Origin of the sequence: Methylomarinum sp. Ch1-1, from assembly GCF_030717995.2 — a bacterium.
Taxonomy (GTDB): Bacteria; Pseudomonadota; Gammaproteobacteria; order Methylococcales; family Methylomonadaceae; genus Methylomarinum; species Methylomarinum roseum.
In genome coordinates this window covers 1,693,481-1,719,339 of sequence record NZ_CP157743.1, presented here as the reverse complement: position 1 = coordinate 1,719,339, position 25,859 = coordinate 1,693,481, and the positions used below count along the sequence as shown (strand labels likewise).

At 51.6% G+C, this 25,859-nt stretch carries 22 protein-coding genes and 3 tRNA genes; 8 read left to right on the top strand and 17 right to left on the bottom strand.

Annotation, left to right across the window (positions count from 1 at the left end):
• The first annotated feature begins 12 nt into the window (after positions 1 to 12).
• From Q9L42_RS08230 to Q9L42_RS08205, 6 genes are all read left to right on the top strand, one after another.
• Positions 13 to 420 (top strand): roadblock/LC7 domain-containing protein, encoded by a 408-nt coding sequence (locus Q9L42_RS08230; protein WP_349432596.1) that lies wholly within the window; start codon positions 13 to 15, stop codon positions 418 to 420.
• 63 nt (positions 421 to 483) lie between these two features.
• Positions 484 to 966, top strand: a complete 483-nt coding sequence (locus Q9L42_RS08225; protein WP_349432595.1) for a DUF2507 domain-containing protein — start codon at positions 484 to 486, stop codon at positions 964 to 966.
• A 394-nt stretch (positions 967 to 1,360) separates the two neighbouring features.
• Positions 1,361 to 2,413, top strand: coding sequence for a fatty acid desaturase (locus Q9L42_RS08220; RefSeq protein ID WP_349432593.1), 1,053 nt, complete (start codon positions 1,361 to 1,363; stop codon positions 2,411 to 2,413).
• Positions 2,414 to 2,853: 440 nt separating this feature from the next.
• On the top strand, positions 2,854 to 3,576 hold the full coding sequence (locus Q9L42_RS08215; protein WP_349432591.1) for an FHA domain-containing protein: 723 nt from the start codon (positions 2,854 to 2,856) through the stop codon (positions 3,574 to 3,576).
• Positions 3,577 to 3,616: 40 nt separating this feature from the next.
• Positions 3,617 to 5,188 carry a serine/threonine-protein kinase gene (locus tag Q9L42_RS08210; protein WP_349432589.1) on the top strand — a complete coding sequence of 524 codons (1,572 nt, stop codon included), beginning with the start codon at positions 3,617 to 3,619 and terminating at the stop codon, positions 5,186 to 5,188.
• Between the two features lie 336 nt (positions 5,189 to 5,524).
• Positions 5,525 to 6,298 (top strand): PP2C family protein-serine/threonine phosphatase, encoded by a 774-nt coding sequence (locus tag Q9L42_RS08205; protein ID WP_305908932.1) that lies wholly within the window; start codon positions 5,525 to 5,527, stop codon positions 6,296 to 6,298.
• Positions 6,299 to 6,360: 62 nt separating this feature from the next.
• Here the strand turns inward: Q9L42_RS08205 and Q9L42_RS08200 are convergent, their stop codons facing one another.
• The 5 genes from Q9L42_RS08200 to Q9L42_RS08180 all read right to left on the bottom strand — a co-directional run bounded on the left by Q9L42_RS08200 (position 6,361) and on the right by Q9L42_RS08180 (position 14,256).
• Entirely contained in the window at positions 6,361 to 7,371 is a 1,011-nt protein-coding gene (locus Q9L42_RS08200; RefSeq protein WP_305908933.1) for a dihydroorotate dehydrogenase-like protein, read from the bottom strand.
• Positions 7,372 to 7,383: 12 nt separating this feature from the next.
• The gene (nifJ, locus tag Q9L42_RS08195; protein WP_305908934.1) at positions 7,384 to 10,965 is read right to left on the bottom strand and encodes a pyruvate:ferredoxin (flavodoxin) oxidoreductase; all 3,582 of its coding nucleotides are present in this window, start codon (positions 10,963 to 10,965) and stop codon (positions 7,384 to 7,386) included.
• Positions 10,966 to 10,968: 3 nt separating this feature from the next.
• Positions 10,969 to 12,606, bottom strand: a complete 1,638-nt coding sequence (locus tag Q9L42_RS08190; RefSeq protein WP_349432587.1) for an NAD(P)-binding protein — start codon at positions 12,604 to 12,606, stop codon at positions 10,969 to 10,971.
• A gap of 115 nt (positions 12,607 to 12,721) precedes the next feature.
• Positions 12,722 to 13,237 carry a hypothetical protein gene (locus Q9L42_RS08185; RefSeq protein ID WP_305908936.1) on the bottom strand — a complete coding sequence of 172 codons (516 nt, stop codon included), beginning with the start codon at positions 13,235 to 13,237 and terminating at the stop codon, positions 12,722 to 12,724.
• 647 nt (positions 13,238 to 13,884) lie between these two features.
• Positions 13,885 to 14,256, bottom strand: a complete 372-nt coding sequence (locus Q9L42_RS08180; RefSeq protein ID WP_305908937.1) for a Rieske (2Fe-2S) protein — start codon at positions 14,254 to 14,256, stop codon at positions 13,885 to 13,887.
• Positions 14,257 to 14,407: 151 nt separating this feature from the next.
• On the opposite strand from Q9L42_RS08180, the gene Q9L42_RS08175 reads away from it, so the two are divergent.
• Together Q9L42_RS08175 and Q9L42_RS08170 are read left to right on the top strand one after the other, a co-directional pair.
• The gene (locus tag Q9L42_RS08175) at positions 14,408 to 14,911 is read left to right on the top strand and encodes a hypothetical protein (protein WP_305908938.1); all 504 of its coding nucleotides are present in this window, start codon (positions 14,408 to 14,410) and stop codon (positions 14,909 to 14,911) included.
• Between the two features lie 100 nt (positions 14,912 to 15,011).
• Positions 15,012 to 15,689, top strand: coding sequence for an IS1634 family transposase (locus Q9L42_RS08170; RefSeq protein WP_305908939.1), 678 nt, complete (start codon positions 15,012 to 15,014; stop codon positions 15,687 to 15,689).
• 16 nt (positions 15,690 to 15,705) lie between these two features.
• Here the strand turns inward: Q9L42_RS08170 and creA are convergent, their stop codons facing one another.
• The 12 genes from creA to Q9L42_RS08110 all read right to left on the bottom strand — a co-directional run bounded on the left by creA (position 15,706) and on the right by Q9L42_RS08110 (position 25,778).
• Entirely contained in the window at positions 15,706 to 16,179 is a 474-nt protein-coding gene (gene creA, locus Q9L42_RS08165) for a protein CreA (protein ID WP_305908940.1), read from the bottom strand.
• Between the two features lie 121 nt (positions 16,180 to 16,300).
• The gene (locus Q9L42_RS08160; protein WP_305908941.1) at positions 16,301 to 16,888 is read right to left on the bottom strand and encodes a HupE/UreJ family protein; all 588 of its coding nucleotides are present in this window, start codon (positions 16,886 to 16,888) and stop codon (positions 16,301 to 16,303) included.
• A gap of 115 nt (positions 16,889 to 17,003) precedes the next feature.
• Positions 17,004 to 18,962 carry an alpha-amylase family glycosyl hydrolase gene (locus Q9L42_RS08155; RefSeq protein WP_305908942.1) on the bottom strand — a complete coding sequence of 653 codons (1,959 nt, stop codon included), beginning with the start codon at positions 18,960 to 18,962 and terminating at the stop codon, positions 17,004 to 17,006.
• Positions 18,963 to 19,233: 271 nt separating this feature from the next.
• Complete coding sequence (locus tag Q9L42_RS08150; protein ID WP_305908943.1) at positions 19,234 to 20,109, bottom strand: carbohydrate kinase family protein; 876 nt, start codon at positions 20,107 to 20,109, stop codon at positions 19,234 to 19,236.
• Entirely contained in the window at positions 20,099 to 20,965 is an 867-nt protein-coding gene (locus tag Q9L42_RS08145) for an HAD-IIB family hydrolase (RefSeq protein WP_305908944.1), read from the bottom strand. The genes Q9L42_RS08150 and Q9L42_RS08145 overlap by 11 nt, the downstream gene beginning before the upstream one ends.
• Positions 20,958 to 23,123: an HAD-IIB family hydrolase gene (locus Q9L42_RS08140; RefSeq protein ID WP_305908945.1), complete on the bottom strand. Its 2,166-nt coding sequence runs from the start codon at positions 23,121 to 23,123 to the stop codon at positions 20,958 to 20,960. The genes Q9L42_RS08145 and Q9L42_RS08140 overlap by 8 nt, the downstream gene beginning before the upstream one ends.
• 256 nt (positions 23,124 to 23,379) lie before the next feature.
• On the bottom strand, positions 23,380 to 23,799 hold the full coding sequence (locus Q9L42_RS08135; protein WP_305908946.1) for a thermonuclease family protein: 420 nt from the start codon (positions 23,797 to 23,799) through the stop codon (positions 23,380 to 23,382).
• Positions 23,800 to 23,913: 114 nt separating this feature from the next.
• Positions 23,914 to 23,989, bottom strand: a tRNA-Asn gene (locus tag Q9L42_RS08130).
• An 18-nt stretch (positions 23,990 to 24,007) separates the two neighbouring features.
• A tRNA-Arg gene (locus tag Q9L42_RS08125) sits at positions 24,008 to 24,084 on the bottom strand.
• A gap of 75 nt (positions 24,085 to 24,159) precedes the next feature.
• Positions 24,160 to 24,251 (bottom strand) — tRNA-Ser (locus tag Q9L42_RS08120).
• Positions 24,252 to 24,267: 16 nt separating this feature from the next.
• Positions 24,268 to 24,459 (bottom strand): carbon storage regulator CsrA, encoded by a 192-nt coding sequence (gene csrA / locus Q9L42_RS08115; protein ID WP_031435406.1) that lies wholly within the window; start codon positions 24,457 to 24,459, stop codon positions 24,268 to 24,270.
• A 95-nt stretch (positions 24,460 to 24,554) separates the two neighbouring features.
• The gene (locus Q9L42_RS08110) at positions 24,555 to 25,778 is read right to left on the bottom strand and encodes an aspartate kinase (protein WP_305908947.1); all 1,224 of its coding nucleotides are present in this window, start codon (positions 25,776 to 25,778) and stop codon (positions 24,555 to 24,557) included.
• Positions 25,779 to 25,859 lie beyond the last annotated feature (81 nt).

The window sequence follows — 25,859 nt, the reverse complement described above, 5'->3', positions numbered from 1 at the left end:
GCCCCCATTAACATGGCGATGGAACAGATAAACTTTTATTTAAAAAAATTCTGCAGTGATACGCCAGACGTCATCGGAAGCGCCGTGATTGATATCGAAGGCGTAATCACCGCCTCAGTTTTAACCCATAAAGTTGACGAAGACTTAATTGGCGGCATGAGTTCGACGATGCTGGGTGTTGGAGAAAGAATCTCTTCGGAGTTAATGGACTCAGAGTTAGACCAGGTCTATGTGCGTTCTCCCAACGGCTATGTCATGCTCAATGCAATCGGTCATCAGGCTTTATTGTTAGTACTGGCGACTAAACAGGCTAAACTCGGACTCCTCTTTCTGGAAATACAAAGAACCGCCGAGCAATTACAAGATGTCTATGACTCCCTGAGCTCGTTAAACAATGATTTGCCCTCGGCACGACCGTGAACTTTTAAACTCAATAATTCAAGCCACCGCGATATGGCTCGCTAAAAAAACAGGTAATTAACCATGACCACTGAAGAACGGCTTATCAAAGAATATAAGAACATCGATGTGGGAAACGCCCTGAATGTGGTCCGCCCGACATTGGGCGATAACGCCGGCGTGGCCTTGTACCGCTTGTTACGACTGGTCGCGCTGGAAGACATCATCGGTAGAGGCGCGTCCGGGGCGGCTTACCTGGCCGGAAAAAAACTCGGCATATCATTGGGACTGACGGAACTAGAAGATTTTTTGCAATTGTGCAAAGACCTCAATATCGGCATTATTGAAGTGCCTGTCGCCACAGAAACGCAAATACATGTCGATGTCTACGAATGCGTCACCTGTAGCGGCTTGGAAACCGTTGGTCGCCCTATTTGCCATTTTGAGGGCGGATTAATTGCCGGCGCAGTCCAAACCATCAGTGGCCGCAAAGCTCGCGCAAGAGAAATCACCTGCATCGGCGGACTCGGCGATGAAACATGCGGCTTTGATATCGCGCTGGAATAATCCTCCCTGAGTCAGATTTGATCTGACAATACCTATTTTTAAGGGTGTCTGTCAGATTAGATTTGGGCTAGCCTTTTTTCCAACCCATTCGTTAAAAATCACTTTCAAATAACGACGCTGTCATTCATTTCATGAAGCGGGAACTTATCGTGCTATTGATGTACTAATCGATTTGTATAGTAAGCACAGATAGCGCCTCGATCGTCTCCTCTGACCACATTGATATCAACGCCTTTCCTGAGCCACATTCTCCAATTTCCATGTCCTATATCCACATGCGGGTATAGCTTTTTTTTATTCCATTTATTTATTAATTTTAAATAATATGCCGATTTGGCAATTTATTTTTTCTGCGAAAGCAGAAATCCGATATTAGTTTTATAAAGTTACCTATATGTCTCTACAGTTTTCAAGTCCTGAAAAATCAGCGAAACAAAATCCCCCCCATACCCAACGTCAAGATTTGATCCAACGCCTATCGCAATATGCACAGGCCAATACCAACAAGGCTTTCTGGCAAATCGCCAATACCTTTATCCCTTATATAATACTTTGGGGCTTGATGATTTATTTCATGCTGCAGGGTTTTTCTTATTGGCTGACCCTGTTATTAGCGATACCTGCTGCCGGCCTCTTGGTGCGCATCTTCATTTTTTTCCACGATTGCACCCACAGCGCGTTCTTTCCCACGCTCAGGGCGAATCGGATATTCGGCTATATCGCGGGTATCATGACGTTCACCCCGTTTGAAGATTGGCAACGCACTCATGTGATCCATCATTCGGCGGCCGGAAACCTGGATCGCCGCGGTATCGGTGATATCTGGACCATGACGGTGGATGAATATCAGGCGGCTTCGAAAGGAAAGCGCTTGGCCTATCGACTTTTCCGCAATCCTTTGGTGTTATTTGGCCTGATTCCGATCGCGCTGTTCCTGGTTGTCCAGCGATTTACAAGCGCCGGCGCCGGGAAACGCGAACGCTTCAGCGTCGTCGTTACAAATCTAGCGATAGTGGCCGTCATTGCTTTGATGAGTTTCACGATAGGGCTTCAAACCTATTTGATGATTCAACTGCCAATCATTTTCATAGCCGCCGGCACCGGCATGTGGCTGTTTTATGTTCAACATCAGTACGAAGATGTCTACTGGAGCCGTCAACCGACCTGGGATATGACTCAGGCCGGGCTGGATGGAAGCTCTTATTACCAAATGCCAAAAATATTGCAATGGATCGTCGGCAACATCGGCCTGCACCATATTCATCACCTCAGAGCGAATATACCCAACTACAACCTGCAACGCTGTTATGACGACATCCCGACCTTGCAGACAGTGCAGCCTCTGACTATCAGAAAAAGCCTGAACTCGCTATGGCTGAATCTATGGCACGAAGAAGGACAAAAGTTGGTCAGCTTTGGCTGGCTTAAAATGCCCCAAACCCAATAAATGGCCGTATCATGTTATTGAAGGTGTGGGGTTTGCCTTTCCAGGCCCATACCAATTTAATATCTAAATGTTGGCCAAGTTGATGTGTGAGCGTTTCAATCGGCGGTATCCATGCCGCCGACATCCTCGCCAAATACCCCCAAGCCCTCTATCCTAATTGGGAATTTCTGGGTTTTTAGCCTGATGGCTATGGATTATCAAGCCCGCCCTGTTCAGAACCAAACTACTGCAAATTAAATGGCATGACCTCATGCCAAAGCGCCTGAATCGACAACCTTGCTAACCAGGTAAAACGTCTTATCGTCGCCCATAGACAATTCCTCACGTGAGCCGCACACCCACTATTTTCCCATACGGTGATAGAGCTCAAAAAAATCATCTTGATTTTAGCGTAACCTGAACGCCAATTATTTCGTCTCCTTTGCTATCGACACTATGCTATGAGTTACCTAAATGTTTATTTTAACGATGAACTCAGGTCCAAACACGAACTCAATCCTTTGATTACGAGAATTGGCCGCAATAAGGGCAATGACGTGATCATCGACAATCCAGGGGTTTCCGGCAACCATGCCGAAATCATCAAAAACGGCGACAAATACACCGTTTATGACCTCAATAGCACAAATGGCGTTTATGTCAACGGCGAGCGTATAGCGGATAAAGAATTAAGGTTCGGCGACGAAATAGGGATTTTCAAACATAAATTAAAATTCCTCGCCGTTGATTTGCCAGACGCGGTGAAAACGAGCGCGACAAACGCCTCGGCCGAAACTGGAAACAACTCAAATTCGGCTACCGTCGAGGTCGACATTTCGAAACTGAACGGTCTATTGAAAAAAAGCATGGAAAGACAGGCTGCTCTTGAAATTTCCAGCGGAAAATTCAGCGGCCGTCAATTCAAATTAACAAGCCCCCGCTTTACTCTCGGAAAATCGGCGGAGTGCGATTTCCAAGTCGGCGGTTGGTTTGCGCCGAAAATTGCCGCAAGCATTGTCCGACAAAGCAATGGTTATTACCTGGTTCCAGAGAAAAGAGGCAAACCCCGGCTTAATGGCAAACCGGTTAAGATCAGGAGCAAACTTAAAGATGACAGCATTATTGAAATCGGGGGAACGATATTCCATTTCAGCTACCATCTCCAAGACATGGATAGGACTTAGAAGGGATTGATTTCTTTTACGCAACAGAGCATAGCGAACATTGACTATCCAAGTCCCCGGCTACACAATCCAACGACAGCTAGGCGAAGGCGGCATGGCGGCCGTTTACTTGGCGATACAAAACTCTCTCGACCGGCTGGTCGCGTTAAAAATCTTAAAAAGATTTGACACCGAGGAGCAAGTCCAACGTTTTTTCAATGAAGGCAAAATCATCGCGTCATTGAATCAACGTAATATCATCACCATTCACGACCTGGGCGAGATCGATCGGCAATGCTTCCTGGCTATGGAGTATCTCGAAGGCGGTGATCTGAAGCAACGCATCGAAACCGGATTGACGCCTGACGCGGCCCTCAAACAGATTAAGCTGATCGCCCGTTGTCTTGACTTCGTCCATCAAAAAGGCATCATTCACCGGGATATCAAACCCGAAAATATTCTCTTCAGAACAGACGACTCGCTCGTGTTAACCGATTTTGGCGTCGCCAAACTATTACAAACCGATACCTCGTTAACGATGGACGGCTCGACTATCGGCAGCCCTCATTACATCAGTCCAGAACAGGCTCAACAAAGACCTCTGGACCCGAGAACCGATATCTATAGCCTGGGCATTATGTTTTACGAAATGCTAACCGGTCAAAAACCGTTCCAAGGCGATACCCCGATCGAAACCATCATCGCCCATTTAACGACCGAAGCCGCGCCTCTTCCCGACCACCTTACCCGTTATCAGCAGTTAGTGGATTTAATGATCGCCACCGATGCCGATAACCGCTTTGCCTCGACGGCCGATTTAATCGACTATATAGAAAGTTTCCAAAACACCGGCAGCAAGCATGCGATAACGCATAAATTCAATAAAATCGTTGCCGCGAAAAAAACAGCCGCCAACACATCGCTCCATAAACTCTCTAGCGCCCCGCAAAGCCAACGCCGCCTGCACGCGTTCATAGGCTTAGGGCTGGCCATCACTCTCGCCGGGGCGACCGCTCTTTATTATTTTCACCCTAAAGAGCCTACCGAACCAGCCGATAATGTTTTGGCTGCCGACGTCGCAGAGAATGCCGTTGCATACGAATCTGAACACAACGAGATTCAACACCTATTGGACGAGGCGGACGCCATATTGACGCAAGCCAATTTATCCCTGCCGGCTCTGCGACAAGCTCTCGCTATTTACAATCAAGCGCTGACCATCGCGCCTGATGATGCCAGGACATTGACAGGGATCAGGCGCGTTGCCGTATTGGACAGAAATATTCGCGATGAAATCGACCTCAATCTTAGCGAGGCCGACAAGGCTATAAGAGCCTTCAGGTTGACAACACCGGCAAACGATAACGCCATGTTTTATTACCACCGAGCCCTGACCCTAGCTCCCGCTCACCCCGAAGCACAGCAAGGTAAATTCAAGATTGCAGACGCCTACGCAGACCTGGTCGAATCCAATTTATCGGATTTTAGATACGCCAAAGCGAAAGCAAATCTCGACAAAGGGCTTGCCATAGACCCGACATCGGCAAGATTGCTGGCGCTAAAAAATAAAACCAATGCATTTACCGATGCTCCCAAGCGCCTATTCGGCAAAGTCACGTCGATCTTTGACTAACCTCAGTTCGGGATGAAAGAATCATATATTGCAAAAGGTTAAGACAGTATCAGGTAGCTCAGGAGGAAGTGTGCGCGGCATGGAGGCCGCGCTCAAGCCTACGCCGCACAAGGACGTGTAAGTGCAGCGGTAAGCAGGAGCTGTTAGCTGCCATGGACGTATTCACCCAGCACCTAAATTCCATAGGCTAATGGCTGCGATAAATCATCTTCGTTTATTTAGGTGCTGGGTGAACGGCGTCTTCTGGAAGAGCTGCCTGATACAGGCTGGTTTGTTAACCCGAACTCAGGTTTGATTAAACAATGGATGGCAACCTATCAACGAGAGGAATCACCGATGCCCTGGAAATTTGGACAAGCACTGAATATAGGTAAACGTAGTCAACAGCAAGACCGTGTGGGTATATTTCACAATGGCGACAAACATTTGATGGTGGTCGCCGACGGCATGGGAGGCATTCCCAAAGGAGATCTAGCCGCGCAAATCGTCGTGGACACCGCTGAACAGGCCTTCAATAACAACAAAACGGATATTCCCGAATCATTACTGGAAGACATCTGTGTTCAGGCCCATGAAAAAATTAATCAGCTGGAAACAGATGGCGGATCGGCGCCCGGGACGACTTGCGCTCTCTTATACCTCGACAAACGGCACGCCCACTGGGCGCATATCGGCGACTCGCGCCTGTATCATTACCGACAAAACCGCCTGATCAACCGAACTTTGGATCATTCCTTACGACAATTGATGATTGAGCAAGGCGTGCTTGAACGAACGAGCGAAGAGGCTGATGCGGTACAAAATCAACTCTATAAACGTTTGGGCGGTTGCAAAGACCCGCAACCCGATATTCATGCAAGCATGTTGGAAAACGGCGACCTGTTTCTGCTCTGCAGCGATGGTTTCTGGCAATCGATAGAAACACAACGCATCCCGGCTATTCTTGACAACCATCCTCTCGAAGACGACGGTCCCGAACGACTGGTCGGCATCGCATTAGAGAATGGCGGCCAGCATTGCGATAATATCAGTGTCGCATTGGCTCAATGGCAAAAAACACCGCCCCGTTTTCTACCGGGAATTTCCACCTTCTTTACAGGAAAACGTTAGTACAACCCAATCGGTATCTCCCAGCGTTCAGCCATCCGGCAACATAGGCATCGCCTTAATGGCTATGCTCCCGGGAACTGCGGGGCTTCGAAACTCTCCAAGACCTTGATGTAGTTGACGCGTTCGAAAGCGCCCGGGTTGGCCGCGTTAAGCCGGCTCATCACCCCCTTGACTTCATCCAGCGATTGGTAATCGCGCGCTTCCAACCATTGTTCCAGACCCTCGAACAGCACCTGTAGATGATTCGGTCCGTGTTTCATCAGCGCCGAGGCGACCATCACGACATCGGCTCCGGCCAGCAGATACTTGATCACTTCGGTGGCGCTGTGCACGCCGCGACTGCCCGCCAACGAGGTATTGATGCGTCCATACAAGACCGCAATCCATAACAGCGGCAAGCGGATTTCCTCCGCTGTGCTGAGGCTTGCCCGCGGGTCGACTTGCAGGCGTTCCAAATCGAAATCCGGTTGATAGAAGCGGTTGAACAATACCAGACCGTCGGCGCCGGCCTCGGCCAGGCGTTTGGCCATGTTGCCGATCGCGCTGAAGAACGGACTCAATTTAATCGCCACCGGAATCGACACCGAGGCCTTGACCGCCTGCAGAATATCGAAATAGCGTTGTTCAACCTCGGCCGGCGATAATTCAAGGTCGGTCGGGATGAAATAGACATTCAGTTCCAAGGCATGGGCGCCGGCGTCCTGTATCTGTTTCGCGTAATCGATCCAGCCTTCGTTGGTGACACCATTGAGGCTGCCGATGATCGGGATCTCGGTCGCCGCGACGGCCTTGCTGATCAGATTCAGATAATGCTCCGGTCCTTTCGGGGAACGGTCGACATGGGGAAAGTAGTTCAACGATTCGGCGAAGCTTTCGGTGCCGGACTCCAGCAAAAAATCGAAGGCCTCGTTTTCCCGCCGGATCTGTTCCTCGAACAGCGAAAACATCACGATCGCCGATGCCCCCGAATCCTCCAGTAACCTGATGCCGTCCAGCGTTTCCGACAACGGCGTCGACGAAGCGATGATCGGGTGCTTCAAGTCCAGCCCCAGGTAGCGGGTTGATAAATCCATCGCGGCTCTCCTCTATTCGGTGACGGCGGCGTCGGGATGAAAATGACTGCCCGGGCGGGTCGCCATCTGCTCATAATCATCCCATTTTTGATTGACGACCTGTTGCGCCAGTTGCAACAGGTATTCGGCTTCGTCCGGATTGGTACGCTGCAGCATCTTGTAGCGCAATTCATTATAAGCGTAGTCTTTGAAAGAGACCCGCGGCCGCGGCGAATCCAGCACGAAGGGATTCTTGTCGGACTGACGCAGCATCGGGTTATAGCGAACCAACGGCCAATAACCACTGGCCGTCGCCAGCGCCTGCTGTTTCAGGCCGTTCTGCATCGGAATGCCGTGCGCGATGCAGTGACTGTAGGCCAGGATCAGCGACGGTCCCGGATAGGCTTCCGCCTCGCGCATCGCCAGCAGGGTCTGCTGCGGATTAGCCCCCATCGCGATCCGGGCTACATAGACATTGCCGTACGAGATCGCTTGCAGGGCGAGATCCTTCTTCGCCACGGTCTTGCCGCCGGCGGCGAACTTGGCCACCGCGCCCAGCGGCGTCGACTTGGACATCTGCCCGCCGGTGTTGGAATAGACCTCGGTGTCCATGACCAGCACATTGACATCGCGGCCGCTGGCCAGGATATGGTCGAGACCGCCGGAACCGATATCGTAGGCCCAGCCGTCGCCGCCGATGATCCAGATGCTGCGCCGAACCAGATGATCGACGACGGACAACAGGTCGCGGGCCGGTTCCGAATCGGTCTGCAACAACAAGGCTTTCAACTCGGCGACCCGTTCCCGCTGCCTGCGGATTTGCGATTCCGTCTGCTGCGGCGCGGCTAATATCTCGTTGATGAAATCGATGCCGAAGTCTGCGAGGAAACCGCGCGCCAACTGCCGCGCCAGCGCCCGGTGCTTGTCGGCGGTCAGCCTAAAGCCGAGGCCGAATTCGGCGTTATCCTCGAACAAGGAGTTAGACCAGGCAGGTCCCCGCCCTTCGGCGTTTTTGGCCCACGGCGTCGTCGGCAGGTTGCCGCCATAAATCGACGAGCAGCCGGTGGCGTTGGCGACGATCAGGCGATCGCCGAACAACTGCGAAACCAGTTTGACGTAAGGCGTTTCGCCGCAGCCGGCGCAGGCGCCGGAAAATTCGAACAACGGCTCCAGAAACTGGGCGCCGCGCACCGAAGAAAAATCCACCCGCGCCCGATCGTTGACCGGCAATGTCTCGAAAAAACGGATGTTTTCCTTTTCCCGCTCCAGCAACGGCGCCTTAGGCTGCATATTGATGGCCTTGACGCCGCTCTCTTTCAGGCTCAGCGCCGGACAGACATTGACGCAAAGATTACAGCCGGTGCAGTCCTCGAGATAGATTTGCAGCGTATAACGGGTTTCCGGAAAACCGCGCGCGCTGATTTGGGCGGATTTGAAACCGTCCGGCGCCGATTCCAATTGGTTTTGATGATAAAACTTGGCCCTAATCACCGAATGCGGGCAGACGAAGCTGCAATTGCCGCATTGTATACACAATTCCGGCTTCCATTCCGGGACGTAGGTGGACACATTGCGTTTTTCCCAGGCGGTGGTGCCGGAAGGATAAGTGCCGTCCGGCGGCAGCTGGCTGACCGGCAGGCTGTCACCCAAGCCGGCCATCATCTTAGCGGTCACCTGCTGGACGAAGGCCGGCGCCTCCGCCGGCACGATCGGCGGCATCGCTAGCGTCCCATTCGCCTGCAGCGGCACTTTAACTTGATGCAAATGGGCCAGAGCCTGATCGACCGCGGCATAGTTCTTCTGCACGATTTCCGCGCCTTTCTTACCGTAGGTTTTCTGAATCGCTTCCTTGATCTTGGCGATGGCCTGCTCTTTCGGCAGTACGCCGGACAGGGCGAAGAAACAGGTTTGCAAGATCGTGTTGACGCGGCTGCCCATACCGGTATCGCGGGCCACAGTGGAGGCATCGATGACATAAAAAGACAGGCGTTTGGCGATGATCTGTTCTTGCACGTGACGGGGCAGCCTGTCCCAGACTTCGATGGGACCATAAGGGCTGTTCAGCAGGAACACCGCTTCCGGGGCGGCTGACGCCAGGATGTCGGTCTTGAACAGGAAATTGAACTGATGGCAGCCGATGAACTTGGCGGTCTGCACCAAATACGGCGCATGGATCGGTTCGGGACCGAAACGCAGATGCGAAACGGTTTGCGAACCGGATTTTTTCGAATCGTAAACGAAATAGCCTTGGGCGTAACAATCGGGCAAATCGCCAATGATCTTGATCGTGTTCTTATTCGCCCCGACCGTGCCGTCGGCGCCCAAGCCATAAAATAACGCCGAGATGACATTATCGGCTTCGATGTTGAAGGCGGGATCGTAATCCAGACTACTGTGTGAAACGTCATCGTGTATGCCGATCGTGAAGCGACTTTTCGGTTGCGCCTTACTCAATTCGTCGAAGACACCTTTGACCATCGCCGGGGTAAATTCCTTCGAAGACAGGCCATAACGCCCGCCTATCGCCTTCGGCAGCGTCTTCAGTTGACCGTTGCTATAGGCTTCGGACAGCGTCATCACGACATCGTGCAGCAGCGGCTCGCCGGTCGAACCGGGCGATTTACAGCGATCCAGCACGGCAATGCCGCAGACGCCGGCGGGCAGCGCTTCGACAAAGGCATCCTGGGCGAAAGGCAGATAAAGACGCACATGCACGACACCGACCTTTTCGCCTCTCCGCACTAAAGCCGCCACCGTCTGTTTCACTGTTTCGGCGGCCGAGCCCATGATCACGATCACCCTGTCAGCCTGTTCGGCTCCTTCATATTCGAACAGCCGGTAACTTCGGCCGGTGATATCGGCGAAGCGCGCCATCGCCTTCTGCACGATAGCCGGCGTTTGCGCATAGAATGGATTGACGGTCTCCCGGGCTTGGAAATAAACGTCGGGGTTTTGCGCCGTGCCGCGAATGAACGGCCGGTCCGGGTTCAAGGCGCGCTCTCGATGCGCCCTAACCCTGTCGTTGTCGATCATCGCCTTGATTTGTGCGTCGGACAGCACTTCGATCTTATTCACCTCGTGCGAGGTGCGGAAGCCGTCGAAGAAATGCAGGAACGGCACTCGCGCTTCCAGCGTCGCGGCCTGGGCAATCAAGGCCATATCGTGGGCTTCCTGCACCGAACTGGAAGCGAGCAAAGCGAAGCCGGTGTCGCGCACCGCCATCACATCTGAATGATCGCCAAAAATCGACAGGCCCTGCGCCGCCAACGAACGGGCCGCGACATGGAAAACCGTCGACGTCAGTTCACCGGCGATTTTGTACATATTCGGGATCATCAGCAACAAACCCTGAGACGCGGTAAAAGTCGTCGTCAGCGCGCCGCTTTGCAACGCACCGTGCACCGCGCCGGCAGCGCCGCCCTCGCTCTGCATCTCGGCGATCAACGGCACGTTGTCCCAGATATTGGTTTTTCCTTCGGCCGCCCATTGGTCGGCCCATTCCGCCATCGCCGACGACGGCGTAATCGGATAGATCGCGCAAACTTCATTGATCCGGTAGGCCACATAGGCCACCGCTTCGTTACCGTCTAGGGTGGTCATCTGATTTTCGCTCATCGTTTAAACTTCCTTTTCCGGCACCATGTCTATGGCGTGACAGGGACATTGTTCATAACAGACGGCGCAACCGGTGCATAACTCGTAATCATAACGGTAACGCTTACCCGGTCCTAGTTTGATGATGGCGTTTTCGGGACAGGCGCCGTAACAGCCGTCGCATTCAAAGCAATTGCCGCAGGAGAAGCAGCGTTGCGCCTCGAAAGTCGCATCGGCCGGACTCAGGCCGGCGACGATTTCATCGAAACTTTCGCTGCGCAGTGGCAAGGGTAAGTGGCCTTGAGCTTTTTGTTCGGCGTCGGTGTGATACCAAATGTGCAACTGCCGATAGTCGATCAAATCGTGTTTCGGCGGCGGACAATAGCGTTCGCCTCTCAGCCAGGCGTCGATGTGACGGGCGGCTTTCTTGCCGTGGCCGACCGCGACGGTGACGGTGCGTTCGCTAGGCACCATGTCGCCGCCGGCGAAGATGCCGGCCACGCCGGTCTGCATGCCGGAATCGACGATCACGGTGCCGTCGCTTTTGAATTCGATGCCCGGCACGTCTCGCAAAAAGGAGGTATCGGTGTCCTGGCCGACCGCCATGATCAGCGCATCGGCCTCCAGTGTTTCATAGCGACCGGTCGGCTGCGGCCGGCCATGTTGATCCAGCTCCATCACCTCGACTTTCAACGAGCCTTCATCGATTTCCTTGATGGTGCGCAACCAGTTGATCTTGACCCCTTCCTCGATCGCCTCGTCGGCTTCGAAGCTATGGGCCGGCATGTGTTCACGGTCTCGCCGGTAAATGATCAAGGCTTCTTCGGCGCCCAAGCGTTTGGCGGTGCGGGCCGCGTCCATCGCGGTATTTCCGCCGCCGTATATCGCCACCCGGCGGCCCAATTTAGGGGCGTTCCCGGACGAGGCCTGGCGCAAAAAGGCCACGGCGTCCAGCATTTTCGAGGCGTCTCTGGCCGGGATGTCGATACGCTTACTCAAGTGGGCGCCTACCGCGACGAACACCGCATCGAAGCGTCCCTCTTGCTTGTCGGCCAGCAGATTGTCGACCTTGCGGTTCAATACGATATCGACGCCCAGCGCTTCGATGCGTTCGATTTCCCGTTCCAGTTCCCGGCGCGGCAGACGATAGGCCGGAATACCGAAATGCATCATACCGCCGGCAACCGGGCCCGCTTCATGAATCACGACTTTATGACCGAGGCGGGCCAGATGATAGGCGGCCGACAAGCCGCTGGGGCCGGCGCCGATGATCAACACGCGCTTACCGCTTTCGGGCGCGTCTGGTTCGATCCTCCAGTCCTCGCTCAAGGCCAGGTCGCCGAGAAAACGCTCGACCGCATGAATGCTGACTGCACCATCGAGCTGTTCTCGATTGCATTGGGATTCGCAGGGGTGATAACAAACCCGACCATGCACGGCCGGCAACGGGTTGTCTTTCATCAAAACCTGCCAAGCCTGTTGATAGCGACCCGCCTGCACCAAATCCAGCCAAGCCTGAATATTTTCCCCGGCCGGACAAGCGTTATTGCAAGGTGGCAGGAAATCTTGATAGACGGGGCGTTGACTACGAACCGGCCCCGTTCCTCGATCGTGCCGTTGTAAATCCGCCGGGCGGGTAATATCAGCAGTTTTCTTGCTCATCATGAATCCTTTGGCATTTGCATGATTTGGAAGCGGCTCTTTACGAAGCGCCGAATCGATTCATCCTGAATTTATCTGGGCCGGTAAAAAATGCAATGTGAAATATCCGACTTGGCTATCGGTTTATGTGCTGTCCTGGATCAACTATATAAACTATCCCTTCCACTGTAAAGCAGTACCACAGATCTTCAGCATCGAGCGCTTCAGTCTTCGACGCAAAGCCCCCTTCGCGCTTAAGAATCATTGACTCATGAGTGCACAGCTGGCCGCTTATTCCCAGGCCGGCTGTAACGCTCCACAACGCCGCCTTGTTAAACTGACGTTCGATAATCGCAACGGTCAATGCCGCCACTATCATCGCGGTCAGGATGATGCCCTGCTCTAACGCAAATGCTCCGCCTATCCTGCTATCGACCTGCTGAAAACGTGTCAGCAAAGTCTCTGAAAAAACAGGCGTCTGCCCGTCGCCGTAGTCAATTATCTGGCCTGGTGTAATCAGGGCTACCTCATTAAATGAATGAGTGGCAAAACAGAAAATTAGCAACAAATACCAGCAATTCCCATATTTGAGTATTTTTGCGAGGTTTAGGGCATGGGGTGTGTCTGTCGAGGAGCGCCGTTCACCCAGCACCTAAATTATCCTGGTATGTAAAATATAGTCCAGTAGCCATGGAATTTAGGTGCTGGGTAAACCCATCCATGGGGGCTTGACGGCAGCATCCTTGCTGCCGACATCCTCGCCAAACACACCCCATGCCCTTTTTGAACGCCAAAGTGGGAATTGCTGAACAAATACGCCTAAAGTAAGTTAAGTTAAACGTTTAGGGTGTGTTAAATAACCCGCCCCGCGCGCATTGAGAATGCTTTTAGCCGATCCGCTGCGCGTGATCCATCTCACGGATGTGGGTAGGGTGTGCTGAACAGCGTGAAGCGCACCATTTTTGATGCGCTTCACACAGTTCAGCACATCCGAAGGCAAGACGGTGCTTTGCGTAGGAGCGCCGCCCTCGGCGTGAAAAGCAAGGAGTCCGCATCGCTATGTGAAATACAGGTCAACGAGGTCCTGAATGATTCAACCGTGAATAGAGTAAGTTAACGTTCGGGGCGGGTTAAATAACTCGCCCCTCCCAGAAGGTATTTTTTAATGAGGGAGCCCTGGCGCCATTGTCTAAGTACATGGTCGATATTATTCTGTCGGCAATTGTGTATGTTGCTTCGGATTTAGCCGCGCTGTGCGTATAAATTCGCCCCTACCTCAGAATTTCCCTTATATGGCGTTCAAAAAGGATTGATCATGCGAACGCGTTCATCGGCAAAATACAAAGCCCCGTCCTGTTCGACAATACGCAATGATTGCAGTTTTTTTCCTGCGCGAGGTGGAATCATACATTCGCCGGTAGTCGGTTCAAACACATAGCCATGCATGGAGCAACTGAGCAATTGACCGTTGGCATCGAACACGGTGTCGGCCTCGCAATCCAATCTTCGTTGCCTATGCCTGCAATTATTCAGGTAGGCGTATGCTTGACCGTCATAATAGAAAATGACGGCGGTCGATTTATTCTCGCGGTATTCGATATGGCAGATCAAATAATCAAGATTGAGCAGCTTTTCAGTGCTGCAAATAAACTGGAGATTCGCATTATCCATAGGTGTAACAAATAGCGTTATTTAATCCGAGCGCGGGGCGGAAATCAAGTTAATATCGATTAAAAACAAATTGAGAAAAGTCGCTTTTTAACGGTTCGATTTCACTATTATTTAGCCAATGATTTCACTTTCCCGATAAAATCAATGCACTATGAATCGAAATATGCAGGAAAAAATCGAACTGGAGCATCAGGCAGCGCGTCTGTTCATGAGGCTATATGAGCAGAAATTCGGCATTCCGATGCGGCATATATGGCATAACGAGCCGAAAAAACCGGATGTGTCATGCTATCTAGACGATCAACGACTAGACCTTGAAATTGCTCATCTTTACGGTAGCGAGGCAGAAGCCAAGCTGATTTTAGGGCGCGAGGCCAATATTCGCACGTTGGAAGCGCTGCATCGCCTGATTGAGGTGCCAGTCGATCAGCGGCTGTTGAACGCGTTGAATGCAATCTTGGCCAGTAAGGCTGAAAAATCTTATCACAGCGACCGCGTTTGGCTGGTATTGCGTAACGCCAATCCGCTGTGGAGCCGGCAGGATTTTGCAACCAATCTTCATCAAGTCACGCTTCCGGTAGCGCATCCGTTTGAACAGATTTGGGTTATCGGCGACATGAAAGGCCTATCCGGGATTTTACGACTTTTTCCTTAAGGAAGTGCTGAAGCAAGCATTAATCGTTGCTTATGGGAATATCCATTATCTTTGACTGATTAGGAGTTTTAATCTGGCGATTCATATTGAAACAGGCAGCATGGCTACGCCTCAACAAGAAGCCTATCACAGCCGAGTCATTCATCATCTCGGTTTGGTTTCGGGGATGATCGATGAACTGGGTTTGGTCGAACGGATTGATGCCCTGATGCCGAAAAAAGAGCAACAGATCGTATCGTATGGCCAGGCGGTTAAAGCCATAATTTTAAATGGTTTGGGCTTTACTCAGAGAGCGCTGTATCTGACCCCGCATTTTTTCCGGGACAAACCGGTTGAACATTTAATTGGCGAAGGCATCACGGCGGCCCAACTGAATGACGATTTGCTGGGGCGGACGTTGGACGCCATCCATGCGTATGGCTGCAGTTCTTTGTACGGTCAACTGGCGGTTCACAGTGTCCAAAAGCTGGGTTTGCTCTGTCAAACCGGCCATCTGGATTCGACCGGCTTTCATGTCGACGGCGTCTATAACGGCGAGTTGCCGGCCGATGAAGACAGCCAATTGATTCACATTACCCAAGGTTATAGCCGTGATCATCGACCGGATTTGAATCAGGTGGTTTTGCAATTGCCGGTCGAAAGACAAGCCGGGATTCCGTTGCTCATGGAGCCGTTGAGCGGCAATAATGCCGATAAAACCAGCTTTAAACAGATGCTTGAGCGGCATATGGCCCAGTTGCAACAAGACGTTGGCCTGCGCGCTTGGAAAACCGATTAGTTCAGCTTTTTCTCAACTAACGCCACGGTATTACCGGTACCGCAGCAACGCTATTTTTCGGCGAACCTTCGACGACTCGGTCGCTGTAAACCAAATAAACCAAGGTATGGCGTTTTTGGTCATAAAAACGCACCACCTGCATCGATTTAAAAACCAGCGACGTTCTTTTCTTGAAGACATGCTCCCCTTCACGCTCGCCGCTTTTTATTTCCGGGTCCAGGTCGATGGGCCCGGTTTGATGGCAAGAGATCGAGGCATCCGAGGTATCTTCGGCCATACCGACCGCGCCGGAGAGCCCGCCGGTTTTAGCCCGACTCAAGTAGCAAGTGACGCCTGGCACTCCGGGATCGTCAAAAGCCTCGACCACAATCTTATCGTCGGGACCAATCAGCTTAAAATGGGTGTCGACATGGCCTACGGTTTCCGCGCCAGCCGCTGCGCAGACCAGCGATAACCCAGCTATAGAGATAATTTGTTTGACGTTGCGCATTTAAACTTCCGAGCGATATTATTGGCAATAGCCCATTGTCAATGATTTAGCTGATGGGATCAATCCCATACCGAGCGGTAAAGCCAACGACTAATCCGCTCAACCGACTCTGTCTAGAAAGCTAGATTCCGGCCAACAACATCGCGCCAGTCAAAGTACAACTCAGTGCGAAACCGGCTCTTGCCACCCGCCGTACAGCCGGCCCGGAAAGACCGGCCGCAATGCCGACGCCGTGCAATAATGCCGTTGCCAACAAAAAGCCCAACGCATAACTGAATGCATTTGACTCGACGCCGATCTCGGCGGCATGCAGATAACCGTGTCCCAGCGCGAACAAGCCGACCAAAGCACTCGCAAAAGGCGTGGATAGGCGGCGATTAATAAATAAAATCAAACCCAGCGCCAATAGCGAAAACGCCACCCAGGCTTCCGCACCCTGATGCTCGATACCGGCAAAACTCAGGCCGACTCCTGCGGCCATCGCCGTCAAAAAAGCGACCGGCAATTGCCATAAACTGCGCCCGCCCATCAGGGCTGCCCACAAGCCGACCGCAGACATCGCCAACAGATGGTCGATGCCTAACCAGGGATGGATGAAACCATCGGCAAAGCCGTGCATCGAACCGGCTCCGCTATGGGCGTGAGCCGAAAACGACAACGCAAACAGAAACAGGAAATAAAAATAGCGGCTGATTTTTTGCTTATTCATGATGACCTCGAAAGTCTATGCCATTAAAAATCGTTTCGTCACGTCCTCGAACATAATTCCATGATTGCCTGGACGGACAAGAGACTGGGCCGGAGAACGGCTCAAATTCTTTTCCCTACAACATCTCGCTCAACCAATAAAATCCGAAGCCCGGAACTACCAGGGTATTATTAAAAATATCGGGATATTGACCGCTGTATAAATCAATGATCTGACCAAAGCTAGGACTATTCCAGTTTCCGATCGCCTCCAAATTGAGCGATTGCGGCTTGCTGTCGAAATTGGCGATCACCAAGACGTTTTCGCTTTGTTGGTTCAGATTATAACGCTCGAATACAAACAAATGTGGATTGTCGACGTCTATCAGCTCGCGATTATTGAAATCGGCGAAGGTGTCGATTTCCTTGCGAACCGCAATCATCCTCTTCAGGGCGCTGAAGATCTGATACTCCACCGTTCCACTGGTATTTCTGAGCTCCGCCTTTTCCCAATCTACCGTCGGACGATGCACCCAACGCGTATCCCCCTGCTTATGCGGATCATCCAAATAGGACGGATCATTCAAGGTGCCTATTTCATCGCCATAATACAGCAGCGGTATGCCGCCAAATGAGAGTATCATGCTGTGCAACAGCAAGATGATGTTGATGGCGTTTTCAACCGCTACGTCATCGCCTATTTCCAAGGCGTATTGCAACCCGACCAACGAGGCGAGGGAACCGGAAATACGCGCATCGCCGGTTTTTTCATTATGCCCGAACGGCAGTCCGCGGGCGTGTGAGTCATCGAACTGTCCGGTATAGTAGTCGATCAAGAATTTGCGGTGATTGAAGGGCTCATAGCCCGCCAATACGATATCCCTATCATCGAAACCCAAACCGATATCATCATGACAACGAACGTAGTTGAGCCAAGTCGCGCGTTCCAATTTGACGGGCAGGCTCTTGATGCCCTGCTTCAGCAACTTGGAGTTCTTAGTCGCGACCGCATCCCATAATAACGCCATGAAGGTGGCGTTGTAGGCTATTTCGCACTCCTTGGCGATGACCGCATCCTCGCCGAAATACTTGATCACTTCGACCGGCGCCACGATCGCCTCGGCAATGAATAGAACGCCCGGCGCCGTCACCTGACAACAATCCTTCATTAATTGCAGAATGAGATGAGCCTCGCGTTCATTTTGACAGGTGCTGCCGATTTTCTTCCACAGGAACGCAACGGCATCGAGACGCAAAATATCGGCGCCTTGATTGGCCCAATATAGCAGAATATCCAGCATTTCGATGAAGACCGCAGGATTGCTATAGTTCAAATCCCACTGGTAATCATTGAACACCGTCATCACCCAGCGCCCCATTTCCTCATCCCAGGTAAAGTTTCCCGGCGAGGTTTCAGGAAAAATTTCCGGCATGCTTTGCTCAAACATATCCGGTACGTTACGATTTTTAAACGTATAGTAATAATTTTGGTAAACCGAATCTCCGGCCCGCGCCCGCTGCGCCCATTCGTGTTCGTCGGATGTGTGATTCACGACCACATCCAGCACCAGTAAAATTTCTCGTTCCTGCATGTCCTTAGAAAGATCCCTCAAGTCCTGCAGCGAACCGACGCGTTCGTCGATCTGACGAAAATCACTGATCGCATAACCGCCATCGCTACGTCCTTCCGGACAGCGCAGTATCGGCATGATATGAACCAGGTTCACCCCCAGTTCCTGGAAGTAGCCCAGGTGCTCACGCATGCCTTTCAGATCGCCGGCAAAGCCGTTGCTATAAAGCGCCATGCCAACCCATTGCTGATGCAGGAACCAGTTGTGATCCTTTTCCCTGTCGATATCGAGCTGTCGGAGTTTTTCCGGCCGGTTGATATATTTGCGCGCCATCGTTTCCACCAGACGCTGGGCCTGTTCCTCAAAATCGGGCCGATCGCCATATAAACGATAAAATAAGGAGTGGATGGCATAAAAATTCGCCCCCAAGCGGGTATAAAAATAACGTAAGTCCTGCTTGGAAATCTCGGTCTCTAACTTATTGAGAACATCATTCAGCAGTGAATGGGAAACCTGTTCGTACATCTAGCTTTTCCAATTTTGTAAAATTTATAAACGGCAATCAATCATCCCTGCCGTAACAAAAACAATGGCATTCATTGACTATCGTTAACGTAAACGCCATGTTGAGCTAAAATCAATCGTAACTGCTCGCCCCACTTATCGAACGCGGCAGGGCATGTAGGGTGGATAAGCCTGAAGAGCGCATCCACCCTACGAATGGGGGTGAGTAGTTACGATCAATTAAGGATATCATTGACAGGGAAACGCCCAATATCGACTGTTTATAGGCGCATTAGTCAATAAAATGCCGATAGAAATCAGGATCGGTGGTGATCGCGCCGCGCAGCCCGATTACTTCACTGGCAAACTGTTGCGCCATCGTCAAGCTATCGGCCACCGACCAATCAGACATCAGTCCATGAATATAGATCGCGGTAAAGGCATCGCCGGCGCCGACCGTATCGACGATGTGTTTAACCGACTTCGGTTTGACGCTATCAAACCCGCCGCCCTCGCTCAAGACCAAAGCGCCTTCCCCGCCCCGCGTCACGATCAGCTGTTGCAACTGGAACTGGGATTGCATTTTGCTCATTTCCTCTCTGATATCGGCGGAGCAAAAGCCTAATTGCTGCAATTCATCTTCATTCAATTTGACCCATTGCGCCCGTTCCAGACACCGATAAACCTCGTCTTTGCTCCACCAGGGAGAACGCAAATTCACATCTAAAAAGATCGATAACTCCGGCTGTTTGGCAAGCCTCTGAAATGCCGCGCGGGAAACAGGATTTCGCAAGCCTAACGTGCCATGATAGAGAATTCCGTTGGATGGCAGGCCGGCAACGCCCTCGGCATCGATGAAGTCATAGGCGCAATCCGGAATGATCGTATAATGTGGCTCGTCCTCGATGACCTCGATCTCCACGCGTCCGGTCGAGTGCACTGGGTCTAGCTGAACAGTCGACGCATCCATGCCCCAGTCATTCATCGCACTGAGGATTTTCCCGCCGAGCTCATCGTCTCCGACTCGGGAAATAAAATGCGGTTGCTCGCCTAAGGCCTGCAAATGCCAAGCGACATTGAACGGCGCGCCGCCTAAAACCTGCTCTCCGCCGGGAAAACAGTCAAACAACACTTCGCCGAACACCAATACTTGCGCTTTATCCGTCATCATCAACCTCGTCTTGTTGCAGTTTGTCACGAAAGTCAGGAGCGAAATGCCAAACGCCTTCCAATACCCCGGCCGCATAATTGCCATTCATGTGCAAGCCTCTAGCGGCAGCGATGTAAAGCGCATCACCATGACCGTTACGCCGCGCCAATTGTTGGGCCGCCTGTTTTATTTCATCAGTGGCATTGGCCACCAATACTGACCGAATGGCGCTACCCAAGACGGGTAAATCATTGCCACTGTCGCCAGCAAAAACCACGTCAGTCGGATGATAACCCAACTGTTGTTGTAGGAACTCGATCGCATGCAATTTGGTCGCATTACGCGGCAACACATCCAGCAACCCGATGCCCTTAGGCTCATCGATGCTCCACACCAAGCTGGCATCGATGTTTTCCTTCTCCAAACGATCCTTGATCGCGGCGATCACGCCGTCTTTGTCCACATGCAGTGGCAAATAATAACTGAGCTTATGGGTATTTTGTTTACTGGGCTCCTGTAGATGGAGATTGGAAATATCGCCAAGCAACTGCTTGATCTGTTGATGCGATTTCCCATGCCAATCTTTATCGATTTCCATTTCCCAGGCGCTCAATTCACGCCATTGATCGTCAATGACCCGATAAATTTTGCTGCCGACATCGGTAATGACAAAGTCGGGGTCAGGCAAGGCATAGTTTTTGATGGCCTGCTTGACCAACGCCTGATGACGCCCCGTCACGTAAACCAATTTAACTCCCGGTTGCCGACAAAAAGCCGCAAAGCGTTTGCGCGCATTGGGGTGTTCCGATTGTACGCCATTGGGAATCACCGTTCTATCCATGTCGGTGCACAGCAATAATCTTCGTTCACTCATGAGATTGCTCGATCTCCTTCGGATCTTGGCATTGATTAAAAAAATCGTAATAGTCCAGCGCTTCCAATATACCGGCGGCAAAAGGCTGGCTGGCGAAATAGATACGCTCCACATCGACCAATTGAGAGAGTTCTTCGTGATGACGATTGGCCGCAACAGCGGCGAGGGTATTGCCGCGCATCATGTCTTCATCGGCGCCGGAACCTCCGGCCACAAAAATACGCTCCAACGGAATTTGTAGCCTATCGGCGACATAACGCAACGCCAAGCCCTTGGAGGCGCGCATCGGCATGATATCCAGATATTGACCGAAAGCCAGTTGCACATGCACCGATTGCTCTTCCTTATGCAGCACGCTCTTAACTTCTTCGATATCGGCGACTTCCGGATCGATATAATAGCTGAGTTTATAGCGACTCTGCTCCGATTTAGGCTGTCTCTTCAGACCAGGAAATGTTTCTATTAACTGCCTCACCTTATGCGGTGTCCAGTGATAATCGATGTGCTTGGCCCAGGCGACATCGGCCGTTAATTTAGGCGCATAGTAAATCTCGGTGCCGCCGCTGGTGATTAAGATATCCGGCTCCGGGATGCTGTGTCTTTTCATCAGTTTCAAGGCCGAATCTAGGCGGCGACCGGTTGCGATGACGAATTTGGAACTCTTGCGATGCTGACGCAGAACATCGATCAATTGCTGCAATGATTGATCATCACCGATTAGGTTTTGATCCAGATCGCTGACGATGACGCGGTCTGCATACAGTCCTGGGCGACGCCAAACAGGATCGCGCTGCAAACGCTCCGAGGATTTTGCGATCGGCAGGATCAAGCGCAAATAGCGTTTGGCGTGAGCATCCCATGAATAGTGCTCGCGCACCCCTTGCAAACCTTGATCCACATTGCGCTGCCATAATGCCTTATCGAGCAGCAATTTTTCCAAGGCTTCGCTAATGCTATCGGCTTCCAACGGATCGATTAAAAAGCCGTTATGACAATTGCCGACAATATCCTGCGGCCCGCCGTCTTCGGTGGCGACGAGGGGTAAACCGGAAGCCGCCGCCTCGATCAAGGTCAGGCCGAAGGGTTCGGTCAGCGCTGGATTGACGAAAACGCCGCCTGAAGCGGCCGCGATTCGGTAAATAAACGGCACCTGATCCCGATTATGGTGCTTAGGCATCGACACCTTACCGTAGAGCTCATAACGATCGATGGCGACCAACAGCTCATGAAAAACCTCCTGGGCGCCCTCTTCCAAATCGTCGATATCGTCACGATTGCCGGCGACGATAAGCAAATTGGCCAGCTCCTGCAGCCTGGCCGACTGGCCAAAGGCTTCGACTAACATCGTGATATTTTTGCGTTTATCCGGCCTAGACAAGGCCATGATGACCGGTTTGTCCGGCGCCTTTAAATGCCGGGTGATTTCTGCGAACAGCGGCGAATTCAATTCATCCCCGCTAGGCGGCATGAACTTAGTCAGATCGGTCCCCGGCGGCACGACACACATCTGTTTCGGCTGATAGAAGTCATAAAGCTCATATTGCTCCTCGACTTCCTGATGAGTGCTGGTAATCACCCGCTCGGCCGTCGCCAGCACCAGTTCTTCCGCCTCGATGCGTCGCGCCATGTTATAGCGTTCTTCGATGTCGGCATTGGAAAGCCCGCTGGCCAACAATCGCAAACGCTTGACCCGTCCCAGAGAATGCCCGGTATGGATCAGGGGTATCCCCAACAGATTGGCTAAATGCGCGCCAACCCAGCCGGCATCGGCATAATGGCTATGGATGATATCGGGGAATTCGCCATTCAGCCTGAAAAAACAATCGACGTTATCGGCAAAACCATCCAGGTGATCCCATAGCTGCTCCTTGTAGATATATTCATCGGGACCGGCATTAATGCGAACAATACGTAAGCTTTCCGAAAGCATTTCAACGGGCTCGGCATAATCATCGGCAACCGATTCATCTATCACGCGCCGGGTGATCAAGTCCACCCGCGCCACTTCCGGCTGCAGCGACAATGCCTGAGCCAATTCGAGCACATACAAGGTTTGTCCGCCCGTATCGGCATCACGACCCAACTCAAGATTCTTACCGCGAATCAAACCATGAATACTGAGTAAGGCGATATAGAGTTTGCCTGTTTCTTTGCCCATAACCAAGTTTTCCTTTAAATAATTGACGAGTCAGCGAGGGAGTCCACAATCAGACTAGCAAGGCTTAGCAAAAAATTCCACGCCTAATCACCTATGTTCAAAGGTAACGGCAAAATGGTCAACCGCAAAGAGCGCCGTCGCACTCCTTAGCGGCAACAGATAGCGCTCAATGATCAAGGCAAATGCTTGGCGTCTCCGAGCCAAAATCATTTATTCACATCATGCTTATCAACAGTCAAGCATCGGCAGATCCGGATTAACGACACCAGCTTTGCCTTTTGCCTCCCTGGTAAGGCCGGGCGAGACCTTTGGCGATCAAACTGAACGCCAAGCTGTTTCCAGCAATATAGACGTCGGCCAAAATCCGGAAATATTTGCCTCGTTGCATGTTTCTCAATTCTATCATTTTACCGGCGCGCAATAACGCAACCGTGTGCTGTTTAGCTTTGCGGGCGGCAATTTTTTCCGCCTTGCATTTCCCTCTAATTTCCGGCGCATCGACGCCGTTGACGCGTATGGGAACATGATTGCCGATAATTTCCGGCCAACCGTCAATATCGACGCGAAAGGTATCGGCGTCGTAAATACTGGTCACCTGTTTCACCCTGGCATCGCCATAGGTTGAGGCCTGAACGGAGAAACTCATTAATAATAGCGCGACAATGTTTAAATGCATGGTGTTTTTAAAAGAATTTTTTCGTTCAATATCGTTATGATCCAGTCCGGGCCTTTAAAAACGGCGGGCATAAAAAAAGGGCTTAGGTAAAAATACCTAAGCCCTTATTTGATTTGGCTCCCCCGGACGGGCTCGAACCGCCGACCTAGTGATTAACAGTCACCCGCTCTACCAACTGAGCTACAGGGGATTAAAACTTTTTGTTCAATGGCGCGCCCGGAGAGATTCGAACTCCCGACCGCTCGGTTCGTAGCCGAGTACTCTATCCAGCTGAGCTACGGGCGCCTATTGAGCCGACTATTATCCATTTTATCTTTTTTAATGTCAAGACTTTTCCTTAAAATTTTGACCTTTAAAATGTGGCGGAGAGTGAGGGATTCGAACCCTCGATGGGCGATAAAACCCATACTCCCTTAGCAGGGGAGCGCCTTCAGCCTCTCGGCCAACTCTCCTAGTAAAACATTTTAGCTATTCGTCAGAGCTCGAAGAATCGGCCTGCTCTTTCTTGATTCTTTCGTAGATCTCTTCTCTATGCACTGACACTTCTTTCGGCGCATTAACACCGATACGAACTTGATTACCTTTAACACCTAGAACGGTAACAGTCACATCATCACCGATCATCAAGGTCTCTCCTACCCGCCGAGTTAAGATAAGCATACTCTCTCCCTACGTTTCCTAAAATTTCTGCCGCTCGTGCAGTGCTCAACCAAGCTGTGTATTATATCTTTTTTTTTCACGAAAAGAAAGACCGATTATTCTTCCTTCTCTTCCAGCCCAAATGCCTTATGCAAAGAACGAACAGCAAGCTCTAAATATTTCTCATCAACCACAACAGAAATCTTAATCTCTGATGTCGAGATCATTCTAATATTAATTCCCTCTTCTGCCAATGTTTTAAACATCGTACTGGCAATTCCGGCATGTGAGCGCATACCGACGCCAACGATGGAAACCTTTACGATACGATCATCGCCAGTGACCTGTCTGGCGCCCATCTCCCGGCAGACGCTTTCCAAGATGCTCATGGCGCGCTGATAATCGTTACGATGCACGGTAAAGGTAAAGTCAGTCGTTGCGTCATCGGCGATATTCTGCACGATCATATCGACTTCGATGTTCTGCTCGGCAATCGGCCCCAGAATCTTCGACGCCACCCCCGGCAAATCCGGCACACCGGTCACCGTTAGTTTGGCTTCGTCCTTGTTAAACGCAATTCCCGAAACTAATGCTTTTTCCATTTCCGATTCCTCATAGGTAATCAGCGTACCCTGACCTTGTTCAAATGATGATAACACTCTTAACGCGACATTATATTTTCCGGCAAATTCCACCGAACGAATCTGTAACACCTTAGAACCCAAGCTAGCCATTTCCAGCATCTCTTCGAAGGTGATCTTATTCAGCCGGCGAGCCTTAGGCACCACTCTTGGGTCGGTGGTGTAAACACCGTCGACATCGGTGTAAATATGGCACTCTTTTGCCTTAATCGCCGCCGCCAACGCCACAGCCGTGGTGTCGGAACCGCCGCGCCCCAACGTGGTGATATTGCCATGCTCATCGACCCCCTGAAAACCGGCTACAACGACAACTTTGCCGGCATTCAGATCCGCATGAATCTTGCGATCGTCGATTTCCTGTATACGCGCCTTGGTATGACTGCTGTCGGTCAAAATTCTGACCTGCGCACCGGTATAGGAACAAGCCTGACAACCGATTTCATGCAACGCCATACACAGCAGCGATATCGTGACCTGCTCGCCTGTCGACAACAGCACGTCCATTTCCCTTTCGACGGGTTGCGACTGTATTTCCTTCGCCAAGGCAACCAGGCGATTGGTCTCTCCACTCATCGCCGAAACGACAGCGATAATCTGATCCCCCTGATCACGAGCCTTTTTTATTTTCTCGGCGACCGCCTTGATGCGCTCCACCGAACCGACGGATGTGCCGCCGAACTTATAAACATAAACCGCCATTCTAATCGTCTTTTAAAAACCAAAAATCAATCGTCATCGCCGGCCAACTCCCCTGCCGACGCAGCCAGGCCGCATCACAGG